The sequence below is a fragment of the Enterococcus bulliens genome (genome assembly GCF_053761865.1).
The window spans coordinates 1-18,863 of sequence record NZ_JBSMXK010000027.1 but is presented as its reverse complement, the minus strand read 5'-3'; the positions used below and the strand labels follow the sequence as shown (position 1 = coordinate 18,863).

At 36.9% G+C, this 18,863-nt stretch carries 17 protein-coding genes and 1 rRNA gene; 2 read left to right on the top strand and 16 right to left on the bottom strand.

Going from position 1 to position 18,863, the window contains the following annotated elements; all coding sequences use genetic code 11:
• The 9 genes from ACWOEC_RS10910 to ACWOEC_RS10870 all read right to left on the bottom strand — a co-directional run.
• Positions 1 to 99, bottom strand: a 16S ribosomal RNA gene (locus ACWOEC_RS10910); the annotation flags it as partial.
• Between the two features lie 514 nt (positions 100 to 613).
• On the bottom strand, positions 614 to 2,107 hold the full coding sequence (locus tag ACWOEC_RS10905) for a HAMP domain-containing sensor histidine kinase (RefSeq protein ID WP_455308193.1): 1,494 nt from the start codon (positions 2,105 to 2,107) through the stop codon (positions 614 to 616).
• A complete protein-coding gene (locus tag ACWOEC_RS10900) occupies positions 2,107 to 2,793 on the bottom strand; it encodes a response regulator transcription factor (protein WP_455308191.1) in 687 nt (228 codons plus the stop codon). Before ACWOEC_RS10900 ends, ACWOEC_RS10905 begins: the two co-directional genes overlap by 1 nt.
• Before the next feature lie 130 nt (positions 2,794 to 2,923).
• Positions 2,924 to 4,342 (bottom strand): NADP-dependent phosphogluconate dehydrogenase, encoded by a 1,419-nt coding sequence (gene gndA / locus ACWOEC_RS10895; protein WP_455308189.1) that lies wholly within the window; start codon positions 4,340 to 4,342, stop codon positions 2,924 to 2,926.
• Between the two features lie 163 nt (positions 4,343 to 4,505).
• On the bottom strand, positions 4,506 to 4,685 hold the full coding sequence (rpmF, locus tag ACWOEC_RS10890) for a 50S ribosomal protein L32 (protein WP_016184499.1): 180 nt from the start codon (positions 4,683 to 4,685) through the stop codon (positions 4,506 to 4,508).
• A gap of 57 nt (positions 4,686 to 4,742) precedes the next feature.
• Positions 4,743 to 5,297, bottom strand: coding sequence for a YceD family protein (locus ACWOEC_RS10885; RefSeq protein ID WP_455308186.1), 555 nt, complete (start codon positions 5,295 to 5,297; stop codon positions 4,743 to 4,745).
• 158 nt (positions 5,298 to 5,455) lie between these two features.
• A complete protein-coding gene (gene pyk, locus ACWOEC_RS10880; protein WP_455308184.1) occupies positions 5,456 to 7,222 on the bottom strand; it encodes a pyruvate kinase in 1,767 nt (588 codons plus the stop codon).
• 67 nt (positions 7,223 to 7,289) lie between these two features.
• On the bottom strand, positions 7,290 to 8,252 hold the full coding sequence (pfkA, locus tag ACWOEC_RS10875; protein ID WP_297074470.1) for a 6-phosphofructokinase: 963 nt from the start codon (positions 8,250 to 8,252) through the stop codon (positions 7,290 to 7,292).
• Between the two features lie 140 nt (positions 8,253 to 8,392).
• Positions 8,393 to 11,695: a DNA polymerase III subunit alpha gene (locus ACWOEC_RS10870; protein ID WP_455308182.1), complete on the bottom strand. Its 3,303-nt coding sequence runs from the start codon at positions 11,693 to 11,695 to the stop codon at positions 8,393 to 8,395.
• A gap of 97 nt (positions 11,696 to 11,792) precedes the next feature.
• Between ACWOEC_RS10870 and ACWOEC_RS10865 the strand changes: the two genes are divergently transcribed.
• Positions 11,793 to 11,972: a YjzD family protein gene (locus ACWOEC_RS10865; RefSeq protein WP_297074468.1), complete on the top strand. Its 180-nt coding sequence runs from the start codon at positions 11,793 to 11,795 to the stop codon at positions 11,970 to 11,972.
• A 52-nt stretch (positions 11,973 to 12,024) separates the two neighbouring features.
• Here ACWOEC_RS10865 and ACWOEC_RS10860 read toward each other — a convergent pair whose 3' ends face one another.
• Positions 12,025 to 13,218 carry a multidrug efflux MFS transporter gene (locus tag ACWOEC_RS10860; protein WP_455308179.1) on the bottom strand — a complete coding sequence of 398 codons (1,194 nt, stop codon included), beginning with the start codon at positions 13,216 to 13,218 and terminating at the stop codon, positions 12,025 to 12,027.
• 122 nt (positions 13,219 to 13,340) lie between these two features.
• The gene (locus ACWOEC_RS10855) at positions 13,341 to 14,777 is read right to left on the bottom strand and encodes an NCS2 family permease (RefSeq protein ID WP_455308177.1); all 1,437 of its coding nucleotides are present in this window, start codon (positions 14,775 to 14,777) and stop codon (positions 13,341 to 13,343) included.
• Positions 14,778 to 15,037: 260 nt separating this feature from the next.
• On the opposite strand from ACWOEC_RS10855, the gene ACWOEC_RS10850 reads away from it, so the two are divergent.
• Positions 15,038 to 15,841, top strand: a complete 804-nt coding sequence (locus tag ACWOEC_RS10850) for a Cof-type HAD-IIB family hydrolase (RefSeq protein WP_455308175.1) — start codon at positions 15,038 to 15,040, stop codon at positions 15,839 to 15,841.
• A 21-nt stretch (positions 15,842 to 15,862) separates the two neighbouring features.
• On the opposite strand, the gene ACWOEC_RS10845 is transcribed toward ACWOEC_RS10850, so the two are convergent.
• The 5 genes from ACWOEC_RS10845 to ACWOEC_RS10825 form a co-directional block, all read right to left on the bottom strand.
• On the bottom strand, positions 15,863 to 16,384 hold the full coding sequence (locus ACWOEC_RS10845) for a DNA topology modulation protein FlaR (protein WP_455308173.1): 522 nt from the start codon (positions 16,382 to 16,384) through the stop codon (positions 15,863 to 15,865).
• A gap of 13 nt (positions 16,385 to 16,397) precedes the next feature.
• Positions 16,398 to 16,721: a DMT family transporter gene (locus ACWOEC_RS10840; RefSeq protein WP_455308171.1), complete on the bottom strand. Its 324-nt coding sequence runs from the start codon at positions 16,719 to 16,721 to the stop codon at positions 16,398 to 16,400.
• A 428-nt stretch (positions 16,722 to 17,149) separates the two neighbouring features.
• Positions 17,150 to 17,548 carry a protein-export chaperone SecB gene (locus ACWOEC_RS10835; protein WP_455308169.1) on the bottom strand — a complete coding sequence of 133 codons (399 nt, stop codon included), beginning with the start codon at positions 17,546 to 17,548 and terminating at the stop codon, positions 17,150 to 17,152.
• A 27-nt stretch (positions 17,549 to 17,575) separates the two neighbouring features.
• Positions 17,576 to 17,959: a hypothetical protein gene (locus tag ACWOEC_RS10830; protein WP_455308167.1), complete on the bottom strand. Its 384-nt coding sequence runs from the start codon at positions 17,957 to 17,959 to the stop codon at positions 17,576 to 17,578.
• A gap of 42 nt (positions 17,960 to 18,001) precedes the next feature.
• Complete coding sequence (locus ACWOEC_RS10825) at positions 18,002 to 18,676, bottom strand: hypothetical protein (RefSeq protein ID WP_455308165.1); 675 nt, start codon at positions 18,674 to 18,676, stop codon at positions 18,002 to 18,004.
• Positions 18,677 to 18,863 lie beyond the last annotated feature (187 nt).

Genomic DNA, 18,863 nt, shown 5'->3' with positions numbered 1-18,863 from the left:
CTTGGTGAACCGAAGTTCGATAAGTAAGAAGCGTTCGACTTGCATGTATTAGGCACGCCGCCAGCGTTCGTCCTGAGCCAGGATCAAACTCTCATAAAAAAATTTGAAACGATCAACGATCGTTAAGGTCTTAATTGACTTCGCTAGCATTACTGCTTGCTGTTTTGTTTTGCTTCTATTAAATAGAAACACCTTACACTATTGGTTCGTTTGCTTGCTTTGTTCAGTTTTCAAAGGTCTAATCTGTCGCCTCAGCAACTTCTTAATGATAACTCATTAAATTTCGAATGTCAATCTTTTTTTTAAAAAAGTTTTTTTATTTCGAACTACGTTTCTGATTTAACAACTTCTATATCTTACTACGTCTTTTGTTATTTGTCAAACGTTTTTTTATTTTTAAATCAACGTTTTCGAATCAAATATTTTTTCGACTTTGTTATAATATCATGTTGTTTTTTTAAAGTCAACTCTTTTGTTTAAAAGTTTTTTATTAATTAAACGACAAAGAATTGTTTTAACGACAAGAAATAATATAACAAGTAATCAACAAAAATGCAAGTGCTTTTTATTGATTTCTAAAAAAATAGAGCCTATAGAAAAATATCCATACGCTCTATATATTTTTTTCGATTGGCAATTGAATTCTAAAAATAGTACCTTGATGTAAAATACTTTCTACCCGAATCGTTCCTTTATAATTTTCAATCAATTTTTGAGAAATCGCTAAACCTAGACCATTACCGCCCTTCGTACGTGCTCTAGCTTTGTCTACACGATAAAAACGATTAAAGATTTTTGCTTTATCTTCTTCAGAAATCCCTTCACCAAAATCTTGGATGGCGATTTCTAGCATCTTTTGACTAGAAGATACCGTAACGTGGACTTCCTTACGATCTGTCGAATACTTCACTGCATTGTCCATAATGATTACTAAAATTTGCTCAAAATGATTGCGATAAATGCGTACTGTTTTTTCTTCAGCTAGATCATCATCTAGCGTAAACAAAAACTCTGGATAAAGCATTTTAAAATTATTGAATACCTGATGGACCACTTCTTTTGCCTTTGAACTTTCATTTGCGTAGTGCACATCCACTTGCTCAGCTCGAGACAAGTCTAGCATTTCTTGAACAAGCACTTTCATGCGACTGATTTCTTGCATACTAGCAGATAAAGACTCTTCTAATACTTCAGGGTCATTTTTCCCCCAGCGATCTAACAAGCGCAAGTGTCCTTCGATTACTGCCACTGGTGTCCGTAATTCATGAGAGACATCTTCGACAAATTGTTCTTGCTGTTCAATATATGAACGCATTCGATCGAGCATTTCATTAAAAATCTCAGCAACGTCTGCTAGTTCATCACTTGTCTGTAAAGCAGGCATATGGATATCTGATTGTGGATCTTTTCGGATCTCTTCCATAGTATCGCGTAATACTTTTAATGGTTTTAAAAAATAAGCAGACAACAAATATCCTAAAAAACTACTCAATACAAATGAAATAATTTCTAAAATCAACAAAGTGATCAATAAGCGTTGTTTGATTTCATCTAGCGAGGTCAATTCATAAAACGTTTGTACGTATCCAATTGTTTCCCTCGTATCTTTTGATTGAATCGGTTTGATCGTAATAAATCCTGTTTTTCCCTTGATATTCATGATCGTTGGCTTTTTCAATTTCGTTTGCTCTAGAGACAAATCTTCTTTTTGTGTTTTAAAAACAAGTTCTTCATCTAGATTATAGACATATAGACTAACTTCTGGTTGCCCTAAATCTGAAATAAACGGATCAATATCCATCAAAATCCCTTCAATAGTAGATGTTCGATCATAGATACTGTTCTCACCATTGTTACTATTCGTTAAATTACGATACGTTTCGACTAAGTTTAGCGTGCGATCAGCGTTAGCTAATCTAGAGATAGCTTCATTTGTTGTCTGTTCCGCATTTTTACGTTCTTTATCTACAAATAGATTAATAGAAGATTTATACGTGATCACTGCAAAGACTGTAAATACGACAAATATAAATAAAGAACTGGCTAAGGCCCACTTTATCGTTAAAGAGAGCCCCTTCAGTCCTTTTACTTGTTTACTTTTTTTCATCAAGAACGCATCACATACCCCGTACCACGAACAGTCTGAATATAACTTTCTTCGCCTGGTACGTCAATTTTGTTTCGCAAGTAACGGATATAGACATCGACTACATTCGTTTCAACTTCTGTTTCGTAACCCCAAACTTTGTTTAACAACACATCTCTGGCTAAGACCACATTCACACTTTCCATTAACGTCAATAACAATTCGTATTCACGTTTAGTCAATTCGATCACTTCAGATCCTCGACGAACCACGCGATTTTCTTTTTCAATGACTAAATCACGGTAAGTAATAGTTGTTTGTTTTGAAATATTTTTATCGCTTTCGATATCGATTCGACGTAATAATGCCCGTAAGCGTGCAAGTAATTCTTCGATTGCAAAAGGTTTTACGATATAATCATCTGCTCCATGGTCTAGTCCTGAAACACGATCAATTACTGAATCGCGTGCTGTCATCATAATAATCGGTGTGTTTTTCACTTGGCGAATGCGACGACAAACTTCTAATCCATTTAATTCCGGCAACATCAAGTCTAATAAAATCGCATCCCACTCGTTATTTAAGGCAGCGTCTAGTCCTGTACGTCCGTTATAATGAACATCTATAGTATAACCTTCATGTTTTAATTCTAACTCGACAAAGCGAGCTAGGTTTTTTTCATCTTCTATAATTAAAATATTGCTCATCTATTCAATTTTTCCCTTCTATTCAAATGCATCGGCTTTTAAGGTAACAGTTCGATTTTAACATGAACACGACAATAAAAAAAGAGATTGACCCTAAACTTTTTGTCTAGGGCCAACTCTGAACAACTGATTATTCTTCTGTATACCAAGAATAGTGGAAGATTCCTTCACGGTCTGTACGTTCGTAAGTGTGTGCACCGAAATAATCTCGTTGTGCTTGGATTAAGTTTGCAGGTAAACGCTCTGAGCGATATGAATCAAAGTAAGCAATAGCAGATGAGAATGTTGGTACTGGAACTCCTGCTTGAACGGCAAGAGCAACCACGTCACGAACTGCTTGTTGATATTTTGTAGTGATATCTTTAAAGTAATCATCTAGCAATAAGTTTTCGATATCAGGATTTGTTTCATATGCATCCGTAATTTTTTGTAAGAATTGAGCACGAATGATACATCCAGCACGCCAGATTTTGGCGATTTCACCAAATGGTAAATCCCAATCGTATTCTTTTGACGCTTTACGTAATTGAGAAAATCCTTGCGCATAGCTCATGATTTTGCTGAAGTACAATGCTTCGCGGATTTTTTCAACCAATTCTTGTTTGTCGCCGTCAAATTTCATTTCAGGTTTAGCTAAGACTTTACTTGCTTGAACACGTTCGTCTTTGTAAGCTGAAATGTAGCGAGCAAAGACTGATTCTGTAATCAATGGTAATGGTACACCTAAATCTAATGCACTTTGGCTTGTCCATTTACCAGTTCCTTTATTACCAGCAGCATCTAAAATCACATCTACAATTGGTTTTCCTGTTCCTAAATCGTCTTTACGCGTCAAAATATCAGCTGTAATTTCGATTAAGAAACTGTCCAATTCGCTTGTATTCCATTCTTTGAAGATGTCTGCCATTTCGTCTACAGAAAGGCCTAATAAGTTTTGCATTAAGTCGTAAGATTCAGCGATTAATTGCATATCTCCATATTCGATTCCATTGTGTACCATTTTAACATAGTGCCCTGCACCATTTGGTCCAATATAAGTGACACAAGATTCTCCGTCTTCTGCTTTAGCTGCAATCTCATTTAAGATCGGTGCAACCAATTCATACGCTTCTTTTTGTCCACCAGGCATGATTGAAGGGCCTTTTAACGCACCTTCTTCTCCACCAGAAACACCTGCACCAATAAAGTTGATGCCAGAATCTGCTAAAGCTTCGCTACGACGAATCGTATCTTTGAAGAATGTATTCCCACCGTCGATCAAGATGTCCCCTTTATCTAAATGAGGCAATAAAGATTGGATCGTTGCATCCGTTCCTTTACCTGCTTGAACCATCATTACAATACGACGTGGTTTTTCAATCGATTGTACAAATTCTTCTACTGTATAAGTAGCTTTTAAATTCTTTTCTGGATGTTCTGCTACAACCTCTTCTGTTTTTGAACCTGTGCGGTTGTATAACGCAACAGAATAGCCACGGCTTTCAATATTCAAAGCTAGGTTTTTACCCATTACAGCCATTCCGACAACGCCGATTTGTTGTTTCGTCATGTACATTCCTCCTAATTACAATCAATACAAATTTCTCTTTTATTATAACGTAAAATCTTTATTAAAGAAACTATCGTAGTCGCAATCTTTTGAAAACAAAAAAATAAACCCAAGGCTCCATGGTTAGCCTTGGGTTTGAGAATCATTTTCTCTAAAAAATGACTTATGCTTCTTTTGAAGCTACATCTTTACCATCGTAGTGTCCGCAATTTGAACATACGTGATGGCTTTTTTTCATTTCACCACAGTTTGCACATTCGTTTAAACCGTTGATTGTTAATTTGTAGTGTGTACGGCGTTTAGCCTTTTTTGCTTTTGAAGTTCTTCTAGCTGGTACTGCCATGTCTTACACCTCCTTGTAATGAGAAGCAATAATAAATTATTGCGATTTATTCCAATCTTACTCGTTATCTTCTTTAAACAAATCCGATAATTTCGCAAGACGAGGATCTACTTTTGTTTCTTGCTCTTGTTCCATTTCCTCTTGATATTGCTCTTGCGATAGCACTGTCCATCCTTGACCAGATGGCAGTTCTTTTCCTTTTTGTTCTTCCTCTGTTAAGATTTGTAACGGAATTGAAAGTACAATATTGTCAGCTACAGATTCATCCAGATCGATTGTTTGCGTTTCGATGAGTAAAACATCGTGCGCTTCAACTTCATCCGATCGTTTCTGAAACTGCTCCGGTGTCATAAACAGTTCATCGACTGAAAACGACAATGGGTAGCGAACAAGTTCAAGTGAGCGGGTTGATGGAATGTCCAAAATAGTCTCCAATTTATAATGTAAAATATAGGAATCTTCACTAGGTGCAATGAATCCTACTACACGAACTGAATCAGCATTTTGAATCATCGAATCTTTTTTCCGCAATAGTTCCACTATGTTCAACGTTTCATCAAACTCTAGTGGTGTACCACGATATTTAGATAATTCTTGTAATGACCATTTCATTTTTTCCACCTCTTAAGCAACAAAGGTTATTATACAGGGCTTAAATTGGTTTGTCAATGTATTTTTCTTGACACCTTTTTTTCTTCTTTGTCACTGTATTTTTACCAAAGAAAAAGATTGCATACGATTAAACGTAAGCAATCTTTTGTCCTCAGCGATTAGATAGCAGTTGTTTCTCCACGGTAAACAATTCCACGACGAGAATCTACAGTTACTAACTCTCCATCTACGATTGTTGTAGTTGCATCTTTAGCACCTACGATTACAGGAAGATCTTTTGCGATCCCTACAACAGCTGCGTGAGAAGTTAAACCACCATCTTCTACAACTAATGCAGCAGCTTTTTCGATTGCTGGCATGTATTCTTTATCTGTAGTTGGTACTACTAATACCATGCCATCTTGCGCTTTTGCAATTGCTTCAGCAGCAGTTGAAGCTACAACAGCATTTGCGATTACAGAGCGTTCGCCCACGCCTTGCGCTTCGATCAATTTAGAACCGATCATTTGGATTTTCATTACGTTTGTTGTTCCACGTTCACCAACTGGTACACCAGCAGTAATCAAGATCAAATCGCCTTCTTTAGCAAAACCTAATTCAACAGCTTTTTTCGTAGCCAATTCAAACATTTCATCTGTTGTACTTGGTTTTTCTGTTACAGTTGGGAATACGCCCCAGTTTAACATCAAACCACGTTTTGTACGTTCGTCAAATGTCACTGCTAAGATATCTGCATCTGGACGGTATTTTGAAATCATTTTTGCAGTATGACCAGATTCAGTCGCTGCTACGATACATTTAACATTTAAGTTTTTCGCTGCACGAGCAACAGATAACCCAATTGTTTCAGTAACGTCTGTTTTGTCAAATTGATTGATTTGGAATGAACCTAAGCGATTTAATGCTTTTTCTGCTTCACGGTCAATACGAGCCATTGTTTCAACAGCTTCAATTGGGTATTCACCATTTGCTGATTCACCAGATAACATTGTTGCATCTGTTCCATCAAATACAGCATTGGCAACGTCTGATGCTTCTGCACGTGTAGGACGTGGGTTGTGTTGCATAGACTCTAACATTTGAGTCGCTGTGATTACTGATTTACCAGCAGCGTTACATTTTTTAATGATATCTTTTTGAACCATTGGAACTAATTCAGCTGGGATCTCAACACCCATATCTCCACGGGCAACCATGATACCGTCAGAAACTTTTAAGATTTCGTCGATATTGTCGATACCTTCTTGAGATTCAATTTTAGAGAAGATTTGAACATGTGTCATGTCTTTTTCTTCTAAGATTTCACGGATTTCTAATACGTCTTGTGCTTTACGAACAAAACTTGCTGCGATAAAGTCGATATCGTTGTCACAACCAAAACGAATATCTTCTGCATCTTTTTCAGTGATCCCTGGTAAGCTGATTGATACGCCTGGCGCATTAACCCCTTTACGAGAACCTAAAACACCAGCATTTTTAACAACCGTTACTAATTCACGATTTGCTTCATCTTTTGCAGTGATTTCCATATCGATTAAACCATCATCAAATAATACATGTCCGCCAACGTGAACGTCGTCGAATAGTCCTGGATAAGTTACTGCGATTTTTTCTTTGTTTCCTTCTAAAGAAGCATCCATTGAAATGCGTACAACATCGCCAATTGCAAATGCAATTTTGCCGTTTTCTGTTCCTTGAACTGTCGTTCTGATTTCTGCACCTTTTGTATCTAATAAGATGGCAACATCTTTACCAGTTGCTTTCACAGCGTCACGAACTAAAGTCATACGATCTAGTTGTTCTTGATGATCTCCATGAGAGAAATTGAAACGGAAAACATTTGCTCCTGATTCAATTAATTTAGAGATGATCTCTAGTGTATTACTTGCTGGTCCTAATGTACTAACAATTTTTGTTTTTTTCATTGCAAGATTTGCTCCTCTTCATTGTTTATTAAAATTGGCATTTATGCCACTTTTAGCTAAGTTAAGATTAAACCGATAGCTCACGGTTTAGTTGGTAAAGTGAAAGATCTGGTTTGTGTTTGTTATTTTCTAGCGTATCGATGATATCGGCTGCAACAACTTTATTGTCTAACATCCCGACACATAGGCCGCCTTTGCCTTCTTTTAGTAAATCGACAGCATAGCCACCAAATTTACTTGCCAAAACGCGGTCACGCGCGCTAGGTGAGCCACCACGTACGATATGTCCTAAAATCGACACACGCGTATGGAAATCCCCATATTTTGATAGTTCTTCAGCAAATTCGTTTCCACCCATTACACCTTCGGCTAATACGATCAAGCAATGTTTCTTTCCACGATCGCGTCCTTCTTGAATACGTCGAGCAACTTCTTTCATATCGAATTCGTGTTCAGGAATAATAATTTCATCTGCTCCACCAGCAACACCTGCCCAAAGCGCAATATCACCAGCTCCACGTCCCATTACTTCAATTACAAATGTACGAACATGAGAAGTCGCTGTATCGCGAATACGGTCTAATGCATCTAATACTGTATTGATTGCTGTATCAAATCCAATCGTAAAATCAGTTCCTGGAATATCATTATCAATCGTTCCTGGAATTCCTACAGCTGGAAAGCCACGTTTTGTCAGCGCCATTGCACCATGGTATGACCCATCGCCACCAATGACAACCAATCCTTCGATTCCAAATTTTTTCAATTGCTCGATCCCTTTTAATTGACCTTCTTCAGTCGCAAATTCAGGATAACGTGCAGAGTATAAGAATGTTCCACCACGTTGGATTTTATCCCCAACATCTGGAATATCTAAGCGGCGGATATCTCCGGCTACTAGTCCTGCATATCCATAATTGATTCCATAAACTTCAATTCCTTCGTAAATCGCTTTACGAGTCACTGCGCGAATTGCCGCATTCATCCCTGGTGCATCCCCACCACTGGTTAAGATTCCGATGCGTTTCATCTACGTATTCACCTCATTAGTTTATTTGGTTAGATTCTCAATTCTTTTGCTTTAACCACAAACAGTATTCTACCATTTTTCTCTTTGAATGTCTTGAAATAACATGAAAAAAGTCAAATAATGTGCTTTAATTTGAAAAACTAATTGAAAACAACATTTTCATTTCCTATCAATTCTTGGATTTGTTCAAGTGCTTTTGGTGTTGGATCGATCCAAAATCGTTCTTCTAACATTTTTTGTTGTTTTTGTGCTTCATAATACATGATTACGGGTGTTGTTCCATGAAATCGTTCCAATAAATCAGCTAACTCTTTTAAACGTTTTGGTGTATTCAAAGGTGCTGTGATGCGTAAAAAACAAGTTGCTTGTTTCAATGTAGCCAGTAACTCATCTGCACGCTCGATTTTTCTAGCGATTAATTGAAGTTGTTGATTAAACGAACTGCGCTCGATTTTGCCTTCAATCAAATAAGCTTGCTCCATTTCTAGTAGTCCACGTTTTGTACGGTACAATTCCGGAAATACGGTTACAGAAAGTTCTCCTGTCTGATCCATAATCTCTAAAAAGACCATCTTTTCTCCTTTTTTCGTGCGGATCTCACGACTTGTGGTTAAGTGCCCTAATACTTTAACTTGTTGGTTAACTACAACCTCACTGATCGCCGTCGCTTGAAATGGTTTGAGTAAACTCTGATAACGATCTAACGGATGCCCCGTCATGAAAAAGCCTAAATATTCTTCTTCAAATGCCAAACGTTCTTCTTTAGTATAATCTGGAACTTCTGTACCTTTTAAGGGCATCATTTGAAGCAACTCAAGACTGCCCGCACTAAATTCTAAATTTTGTAAACGGCCAGAAAGCTCTTCTACTGCTTGACGACAATTGTCAACTAGTGTATCAAAGGCTCCAATCTGTAGTAATGGACGCAACATCTCCTCTTTTAAAAAACGGGCATGATCTTTTTGCATCCGTAATAAAAATTCATCAAATGAACGAAAATGACCATTAGCTTGGCGTTCGTCAATGATTGCTTGTACAAAATCACGTCGCATCCCTTTAACACTAGACAAGCCAAAACGAATCCCATTTGGTTTGACTAGTTGAAAGCTTGCAAAACTCGTATTAATCATCGGTTTTTCTAAATCTACACGATAACGTTTGGCTTCATTAGCGTAGTCACGGATTTTTTTAGGCTGATGCTGTGCTGTTTGCATTAATGCTTTAAAAAAAGCAGCTGGATAATGCACTTTCAAGTAAGCCATTTGATACCCAATGATCGAATAGGCAAAGGCATGGGAACGGTTAAATCCGTAATCTGCAAAGCGTTCGATATATTCATATACTACAGCAGCTGTTTGACTTGAAACACCATTTTCTTTTGCTCCTTGATAAAAATGCGTACGTTCCATCTCTAAAATATCGCGTTTTTTCTTTCCGATCGCACGTCGCAATAGATCTGCTTGACCTAATGTATATCCAGCTAATTTCGACGCCACTTGCATAATTTGTTCTTGATAGACCATGACACCATAGGTCGGGCGCAAGATCGTTTCCAATTTATCATCTGGATACGTGATCGTTTCTTGCCCTTTCTTACGTGCGATAAACGTATCGATCATTTGCATCGGTCCTGGGCGATATAGCGCATTGACGGCCGCTAGATCCTCTAGAGTTTCAGGACCGATTTTTTTCAACACTTGCTTGATCCCGCTTGATTCAAACTGAAAGATCCCTGAAGTTTCTCCTGATTGAAACAAAGCATAAGTATCATCGTCATCTAACGGGATTTGTGCTTGTGTCAACGCGTTTCCTGTGAGATATTCGATGCCTCGCAAGGTTTCATCAATGATCGATAAATTACGTAATCCTAAAAAATCCATCTTCAATAAGCCAACTGCTTCCACTGCATACATCGTCCATTGCGTTAAATAGATCCCATTATTTCCTGATTGCAATGGTACGATCTCCCATAATTTTTGATCGCTAATCACCACACCAGCCGCATGTGTCGAAACATGACGGGGTAAGCCTTCGATGGAACGTGCGATCTGGTAAATCAGTTGGTTACGTTCACTCATCTCAACTAACTCACGAAATGTTTTCGATTCTTGATATCCTTGTTCAAGCGTGATTTTCAACCGATTCGGTAAAGCATTTGACCAACGATTGGCTTCGCTTTGTGATAAACCAAATACACGGCCAACATCACGTAATGCCATCTTCGCCGCCATCGTGCCAAACGTCGCGATTTGCGCTACATAATCGGCTCCGTAAGTTTTTTGTACATACTCTAGTACTTCTTCACGATGGTTGTCTGGAATATCTAAATCAATATCTGGCATAGAATAACGTTCTGGATTTAAAAAACGTTCGAATAGGAGATCGTAAACGATTGGATCGACTTCGGTAATCCGAAGTAGATAAGCCACAAGTGATCCCGCTGCTGAACCCCTTCCTGCGCCAGTCACTATTTTTTGTCGGTGCGCAAAATCCATAACGTCCCATACGATCAAAAAATAATCATCAAATCCCATACTATGGATCACATCTAACTCATAATCGAGTCGCTCTTGATAGACGGATTGATGCTCTAGTTTCCGAAAGGCTAGACCTTTGATACATAGACTTTTTAGATAGTCAGCAGCCGTCTGTTCCTTTAATGGATACTTTGGTAAATAGGTTTGATGCAGCGGAATCGATACCGCCTGTTTGCACAATAGTTGAAAATTGGTGATTGCTTCGGGTAAAAATGCAAATCGTTCTTCACACACATCTGGTGCAACTAACCCTGTGCTTTTCATTGTTGTTTCTTCTGCGATGGTTTGACTATCTAGTTTCTCTCCATGCGCAATAGCTTGCAATACACGGATGGTCAACGATTCATCTTGAGTGAGACTATTCAAGGGTTCAATCGCGACAGGTTTTAGATTTAACGCTTTTACACGTTCTAAAAACGGTGTATATCGTGACTCTTGATGTTTTTGTTTGATTCCGATGAACAAACGCGAAGGATCAAACATTGGTCCAAATAAAATTTGATTTACATCTAGCTTTTGATCCAGACAATCAAACCACTCATTGTCTTCTTCCAAAATCACAGTCACATCAGCCAATGCCTCAGAAGCCGTCCACGATTGTTCGGTCATCACTTGACTAGATAACTTCAATAATGCTTGATAACTGGCTTGATTTGTTGCAAACGCGTGAATAGAATACGTTTTTTGTGTCGCAGTTGACGTATAAGACAAACTGACGCCAAATACCGGTACAATGTCGACAGCATGACAAGCTTGCTGAAATTCAACAAAACCATGTACTGTCCCAATGTCACATAGCCCAAGGTGTGTGTAGCCTAAAGAATGGGCTTTTTCAACATACTCTTCAATACGGATCGTACTGGATAACAAGGAATAAGCAGAGCGTGTAATCAATGGAATATACATTGAGATCTCCCCTTTAATTTTGATTCTAGAATTCTTTACAACATTTTATTTTGTGGTACACTTAAAGCGAAAACCGTTCAAGAAAGAAGGAATCGCGATGCGTTACATTGTTACATTGTTTTGGACTTTAGTCTTAGGCCAAGTCGTAGGTTATTTGGGAAGTTCATTAATGACTCAACCCTATGATTTTACTAGTTCTTTGTTCGTCTCTTTATTTGTCGCAGTAGTCATTATCTTGTTTGGTATATTAGGTACCGATAAAAAAGCCACTTCTTAAATAGAAAAAACCAGTTACTTTATTGTAACTGGTTTTTTTTATATTTCAATCTTTAATGGTAGCGAACACCTTTGCGGAAATTCAAAAAAGAAATGACGATATTCACCACAACAAAAGCGCTCGTTGCCCAAAATACTGCAGAATACCCAAAACTATACGCTACTGTCGATCCAACCATTGGACCTAGTACTTGACCAAAGTTACTAAACATTTGGTTATAGCTATAAATGCGACTCACACCCTCAGCAGGAGTGATTTTACTAATTAATGTGTTTACTGAAGGCATCAACGCCCCTGTTGAAAACCCAAGTAAAAAGCGTAGCACACCTAATTGAAACGGATTTTGCACAAACCCCATCGGAATAAAACAGATCAATGAGAATAATAATCCTCCCATTAACACTTTATGATTGCCGATTCGATCTCCTAATCTTCCAAGTATCGGTGAAGAGATCATCGCTGAAACACCTGCGATCGAGACGATCACACCACTTGTAAACAAAACATTTTGCGGATCTTTACTCAATGAACGAATGTATAACGTTAGGATTGGACTAATACTAGTAATTCCTAATTGAATAATCAACGACGTTAAAAACAAACCAAATAACAAACGCACGTTTTTCATTTGACCCAAAATCTCGCGCATCGATAACATATCGTGTTTTTCTACTGGTTCAAAGTCCTCTTTAACAGCAAAGATCGTTAATAACAACGTGATCAATAATACCGTACCTGTGATCAAAAATACATTGCGAATTCCAAATACTTCAGCTAATACTCCACCCATCAATGGACCAATCAAACTGCCCGCAATCGCACCGGTCGCTAACGTCCCTAATGCCCAACCACTTTTTTCTTTTGGTGCTTGCGACGCGATCAAAGCCGTTGCATTTGGGATATATCCAGATAAAACTCCAGTGAAAAAACGCATCACGAGTAACCAATACACATTAGGAACACAGGCTAAAGAGCCCATCGTCAATGTCATACCGGCTGCGGCACGGATCATCATCAATCTACGTCCTTTGCGATCTGCTAACGTTCCCCAAATCGGAGCTACGATCGCTGCGGCAAAAGCCGTAACCGAAATCGCCAATCCTGCAAACAATTCTACCTGACTTTTTTGAGCACCTAATTGCTCAATATATAAGGGAATAAAGGGCATTACTAAACTAAAACTAGCCCCTGTAAAGAAACAGCCAATCCATGAAATATATAAATTCCGCTTCCAGTCTACTCTCATACACAAACCTTCTTTCCCTACCACTATAGCCTATAATTACTAGTAAAAACAACTCTAAAAAACTGAAAACCATTAATTTTATATATGTAAAAAGCACTCGTGATATACGAGTGCTTTTTACTCTATAAAATAGCTAAAATAATAAAGTTTAGAATAAATAATGCATCGATTACCCAAATTACTGGTGAAACGTCTTTAATTTTCCCTTTGATCAGTTTTACAACTAAAAATACGATAAACCCTGCTGCGATACCATACGAGATGCTATAACACAATCCCATGAAGATTGCGGCAAAAAAGGCAGGTAACGCTTCTTCTAAGTCTGACCAATTGATATCTTTAAATGAAGCCAACATCATCACTCCAACCAAAATCAAAGCAGGAGCCGTTGCTTGATTGGGCACAATCGATACTAAAGGAGAAAAGAAACTACTGATGGCAAACAACACGGCTACCACAACTGAAGTTAACCCTGTGCGTCCACCTGCACCGATACCTGCTGCAGATTCGACATAAGTCGTAGTATTTGACGTTCCGACTACTGCACCAATCGATGTAGCGATCGCATCAGCAAATAATGCACGGTCCATCTTTGTATGCAGACCGTTCCCATCTTCTAAAGCTGCTTCATCTTGTTTTGAGAAGATTCCTGTACGACGACCAGTTCCAATAAAGGTTCCAATTGTATCAAACGTATCAGACAAACTAAATGCGATGATCGTCAAGATCACTTGGGGAATCCGTGCAGAATCATGGAATAAAGATTGCATTCCGTTTTCACCAAATGCTGCACCAAATGTTGTACCTAACTCTTTAAATGAATTGCCTAGTGAATCAGCTTTCCAATTAACTGCGCTTAAATCAACTACACCCATTAGGATCCCAATAATCGTCGTCACAATGATCCCAATGATCACAGCACCACGTACATTCGACACAACTAGTGCCATCATGATAAATAACCCAATCAATGCAAGCAAGATATCTGGATTGTTGAAATTTGCTAAAGCAGGTACGATCCCACCATTCATCGACACTGCGGCAACAGTTCCATCTACCACTGTGCCATCGGTAATCGTCGTGCCACTAGCAGAAAAGTTGATCAAGTTCGCATTCTTTAATCCAACGTACGCTACAAAGATTCCAATCCCTCCACCGATTGCATGTTGCAAACTTTCAGGAATCGAATGAATGATTAACTTACGAATCTTAGTGATCGTAATAAAAATGTTGATCAACCCACAAATAAAGACCATCGCAAGTGCTTCTTGCCATGAATACCCTAAGCCGATGACTACCGTGAACGTGAAAAAGGCGTTTAATCCCATACCTGGTGCTTGTGCATAAGGAACATTCGCAAATAGCCCCATGATCAAAGTCCCAATCATTGACGCAATCACTGTTGCTAAAAAGACTGCTTGAAACGGCATTCCTGTTTGTGATAATAATGACGGATTAACAAATAAAATATAACTCATTGCAAAAAAAGTCGTGACCCCAGCCATTATTTCAGTCGAAACTGTTGTTTGATTTTCTTTCAATTTAAAAAACTTTTCCATCTCTACACTCCTATATGCTGTTTTAAATACAAACATCTTATCTTTTCCCATCACTTTTGTTCGTGTATTTCTCCTGACTTATTCGATTATAATCATCTCGCTTAAATAAAACAACACAATATTTACTTTTATGCTAAAAAACCACTTAAACGTTCGTGTTTTATCGAAACCACTAGAGTTATTACTTGTTATTACTTGTTATTTCTGTTTATTATGGTAAACTAATCTAATATTTGAACACATGAGAAAGGATCTAAAATATGACAAAGAAATTAATTGCTATTGATTTAGATGGAACAACATTAAACATCGACTCACTGATCACTAAACGTACACAAGACGTATTGCAAAAGGCTCGTAAAGCAGGTCACATTGTAAGTATTGCAACGGGCAGACCGTATCGTATGAGTGAGCAATTTTATCGCCAATTACAACTCGATTCACCAATGGTCAACTTTAATGGCGCTTTGGTTCACTTACCTGAACAAAATTGGCCTTATGAATCAGAACATTCAATCGATCGGGACATCGCATTTTCGATTTTAGAAAAGAAAAAAGAACTGAATTTAGATTTTGTTGCAGCTGAAAATCGTGAATCTTTTTATGTCGACCAAATCGAAGGTGTCGAGCCTCGTTTTTTTGCTACAGAACAAATCACAGAACAACATCTATTTACACATTTACGTACAAATCCTACTTCGCTTTTATTGAAAACACAGCACGAATTTGCAGCTGATGTTTCAAAAGAATTGATGCATCAATTTGATGATGAAATCGATGTACGGACTTGGGGCGGTCCAAATGCGATTTTAGAAGTCGTACCTAAAGGTGTACAAAAAGCAATGGGTGTGGACATTATTGCGAATTCTTTAAACATCCGCCAACAAGACGTGATTGCTTTTGGTGATGAACATAATGATCTAGAATTACTTGAATACGCCGGTTGGGGCGTAGCGATGAAAAATGGAACGGATCAATTAAAAGCCGTTGCTAATGACCAAACGAGAAAAACCAATCAAGAAGATGGTCTTGCCGATTACTTAGAACGCTATCTTTCTTTATAAAATAAACAAAAAAGCTGATTCCTAATTGGGACCAGCTTTTTTTGTCGTTTGATATATTTTGTCTAATTGTTTTTGACTTTTCACAACACTCACTTTATTCGGATACATCGTCGCAATCTTTTGGAATGCTTTTCTTCTAGATCGTGTTCTCCCCTCATACAAAATCCACCAGATAAAAGCTATATCAAATCGTTCTGGACAGTCCTCAGCCATATCCGGTCGAACATTTCCGTGATACTTTATCGTCCGTTTGATCACACGAAGAAGGCACTGAAAGCGCGAGAACAATAACAAATAAATATGATCGGCTTGTACTAGACGCTCATCGTAATAAAACTGACGATAATTGCCATCGATTATCCAATCCTCTTGTTGCATAACCGATTGAACTATTTTTAATGCAGCTGTTTGGTCTCGTTCTTTCCAGTCAGACTCAAAATGTACTTGATCTAAGTAGAGTGCCGGTAAGCAATACGTGCTCGCCAGTTGTTTGGTCAACGTCGATTTCCCGCTGCCACTATACCCCATAACAATTAATTTCACCTGTTTTCTCCTTTTAATGGCTTGAACCAAAATAATTTACCAATAACGTACCGATGATGATCATCGCTAAGCCAATTATCGTGGGTAGATTGACTTGTTCTTTCCAAATGACCACCGAAAACAAGGTGATCAATAAAATACCAATCGCCCCCCACAATGCATAGGCTACGTTTAACGGAATATAGGCTAAACTTTTGGATAGACAGTAAAAACAGAACGCATAAATCACCAGACTTGCTAGGGCTATTGTCGTTTTTGTAAAACCTTGCGATGCTTTAAGAAGATTCGTAGCAATTACCTCACTGATGATGGCAAATGACAGATAGACGTACCCCATTATGTTCCTCACTTTCTTTTGACACAAAAAACACGTCATCAAAAACCTAACGACGTGTGATTATAAGGAGAGTACGGGATTTATAAAACATTTTTATCTAGTATCTCTCACTTTAAAAACAACGTTAAATTAAAATTACTACTATTGTATACATCAAAAACTATCACACGACTTTATTTATTTGTGGGTCAGTGTGTGGGTCAAAAACTCGTTATGCCTAGGGAGCAATTTTTATTTTATCAAATATCTATAAAACAAGTCACCTTCTAATCAAAGAGAGTGACTTGTTTTTTTACCAACAGCGAAAATCATGTAACTAAACTTATTGTAATAGTAATAATTTAATGATAATCAGGAACTTTATATCATATAAACTCATATTTAATCAATGATATGTGGGTCAATAAATCTCATTGCGTTTGGGGAGTTTATTTATTCAATAAATTTTGTGTATTTATTGTAGGCAAAATTAATGCTTGGCTAGAATCTAAACTTGTTAACATAGAAACCATACTTCTAATGTAAGGGAATACAATAGCAGTTCCGTTAACCGTTAAAAATTCGGTTATTTCATCAACACTCGTTTCAACATTAATAGAGAAAAATCCAGAAACTTCAATATTTAGTTTCATTTCTTCATTTTGAACTTCTACGTTAACAGTTACTCTACCACTTTTTAAATCTTCTGTAGTTCCTGTTTCTACAGAAAGCGACACATTATCTTTTTCTTTCTCTTGTGTTGTCTCTTGATGATCAGTATTATCTTTTCTCTCAAAATTGTATTTATTCAATTTATAATTTTCAAATACAATAACCGGACCTTCCATAAAAAAACTCCTTTTAATTTTTTGTCTTTATTTTATAATATACCAAAAGAGATGAGAATAGCCAATACTATCCTCATCTCTACTAGAATTTATATTTTTATCATATTTTTTTGTTACTAAACTCTGATTTAGCGAATTATAATCAAATTCAACAGTTTTTTCTAAAATTGAAGTAGAGTAATTCATATATATTTTTTCAAAATGTGGTTGAATTCTAGTAAACTCCATCTTCTCGCTAAGTTTTTCTGTAATCATTCTACTCAACATTTTATCTATAAAACCTTGTCTTTTAGAGCGATTTAACTCTTTTAGATTAACATAAGCAGTTAAGTAATCAGTCGTATCTTTTTTTAAAAATGAATTTAATATTTCTAACGAAAATTCATTTTCAGAAACTATTTCTCTTCTCATAACAGCCACTCCTTAGTACTAAAATACATTTTTTTCAGTATTTTAGCAAATACTTTTTATTTTATTTGAATTTTTTATTAAATAGTATTTATTTTTAGAAATATCATCACTGCTATCTGAGGCTATTTTATCATAAAAACTTCTAACTATTAAGTCTGGTGAACTATTAAAATTTACTTTGAACCAGTCAAAAACTTTGAGTATAAGTCCGACAGCCGGTTGACTATTTTCAAACTCTTCATATAAGCTTGCTATCAGAATTTCGCACAATAGATGCCACTTATATTTTATATCTTCTTCTTTTATTTCAGAATCTATTTTTCTATCTACTTCTTCTAAAGCAGCTAAAACATCTAAAAGAACCATTGGATCATCTAAATCTAAAATTATACTTACATTATCAAAGTCTATAGTAACGACTTGGGATTGACTTTGGTAGTTTATTGCATCCTCATAATTATCAAAACAATATATTCCTTGTCCCATAAATGGCGACTGAGTTCTTGATCCTGGATAATTACCTACTAATTTTTCAGGTTTATTCTCAAATTGTTTAACTATAGACAAGACATATTCCAGATATTTTCTATAGTTAAAAGTCTTATTTACTTTTAGTTTATTTTCTTCTATGATTTTTTCTTTTTTATTAGTGCTGTGATATAACTCCAATAATAAAACCTCCAAAAAAATATTAATTGCTAATATTTTTATACTCATTTCAGTATATCAATATTGATTTAATATTCAAATAGATTTTTTTAAGTCAAGTCCATAATCAGTCAAGTCCATAATCCTGTGTAAAATACTATACAATGTTTTACTGGTCTCTCATTGATCAAACTTAATATATTTTCTTGTAGAACTGAGCCATTCGTCATGAAGGTCCATAAGGACAGCTCCAATT

Coding starts and splice junctions, on each gene's coding strand:
- ACWOEC_RS10840 (WP_455308171.1), bottom strand. CDS start 16,721: ATGGGGTACGTCTATCTGTCATTTGCCATCATCAGTGAGGTAATTGCT.
- ACWOEC_RS10900 (WP_455308191.1), bottom strand. CDS start 2,793: ATGAGCAATATTTTAATTATAGAAGATGAAAAAAACCTAGCTCGCTTT.
- rpmF (WP_016184499.1), bottom strand. CDS start 4,685: ATGGCAGTACCAGCTAGAAGAACTTCAAAAGCAAAAAAGGCTAAACGC.
- ACWOEC_RS10825 (WP_455308165.1), bottom strand. CDS start 18,676: ATGAGTATAAAAATATTAGCAATTAATATTTTTTTGGAGGTTTTATTA.
- ACWOEC_RS10870 (WP_455308182.1), bottom strand. CDS start 11,695: ATGTATATTCCATTGATTACACGCTCTGCTTATTCCTTGTTATCCAGT.
- pyk (WP_455308184.1), bottom strand. CDS start 7,222: ATGAAAAAAACAAAAATTGTTAGTACATTAGGACCAGCAAGTAATACA.
- ACWOEC_RS10865 (WP_297074468.1), top strand. CDS start 11,793: ATGCGTTACATTGTTACATTGTTTTGGACTTTAGTCTTAGGCCAAGTC.
- ACWOEC_RS10850 (WP_455308175.1), top strand. CDS start 15,038: ATGACAAAGAAATTAATTGCTATTGATTTAGATGGAACAACATTAAAC.
- ACWOEC_RS10835 (WP_455308169.1), bottom strand. CDS start 17,548: ATGGAAGGTCCGGTTATTGTATTTGAAAATTATAAATTGAATAAATAC.
- pfkA (WP_297074470.1), bottom strand. CDS start 8,252: ATGAAACGCATCGGAATCTTAACCAGTGGTGGGGATGCACCAGGGATG.
- ACWOEC_RS10860 (WP_455308179.1), bottom strand. CDS start 13,218: ATGAGAGTAGACTGGAAGCGGAATTTATATATTTCATGGATTGGCTGT.
- ACWOEC_RS10905 (WP_455308193.1), bottom strand. CDS start 2,107: ATGAAAAAAAGTAAACAAGTAAAAGGACTGAAGGGGCTCTCTTTAACG.
- ACWOEC_RS10885 (WP_455308186.1), bottom strand. CDS start 5,297: ATGAAATGGTCATTACAAGAATTATCTAAATATCGTGGTACACCACTA.
- ACWOEC_RS10855 (WP_455308177.1), bottom strand. CDS start 14,777: ATGGAAAAGTTTTTTAAATTGAAAGAAAATCAAACAACAGTTTCGACT.
- ACWOEC_RS10830 (WP_455308167.1), bottom strand. CDS start 17,959: ATGAGAAGAGAAATAGTTTCTGAAAATGAATTTTCGTTAGAAATATTA.
- gndA (WP_455308189.1), bottom strand. CDS start 4,342: ATGACGAAACAACAAATCGGCGTTGTCGGAATGGCTGTAATGGGTAAA.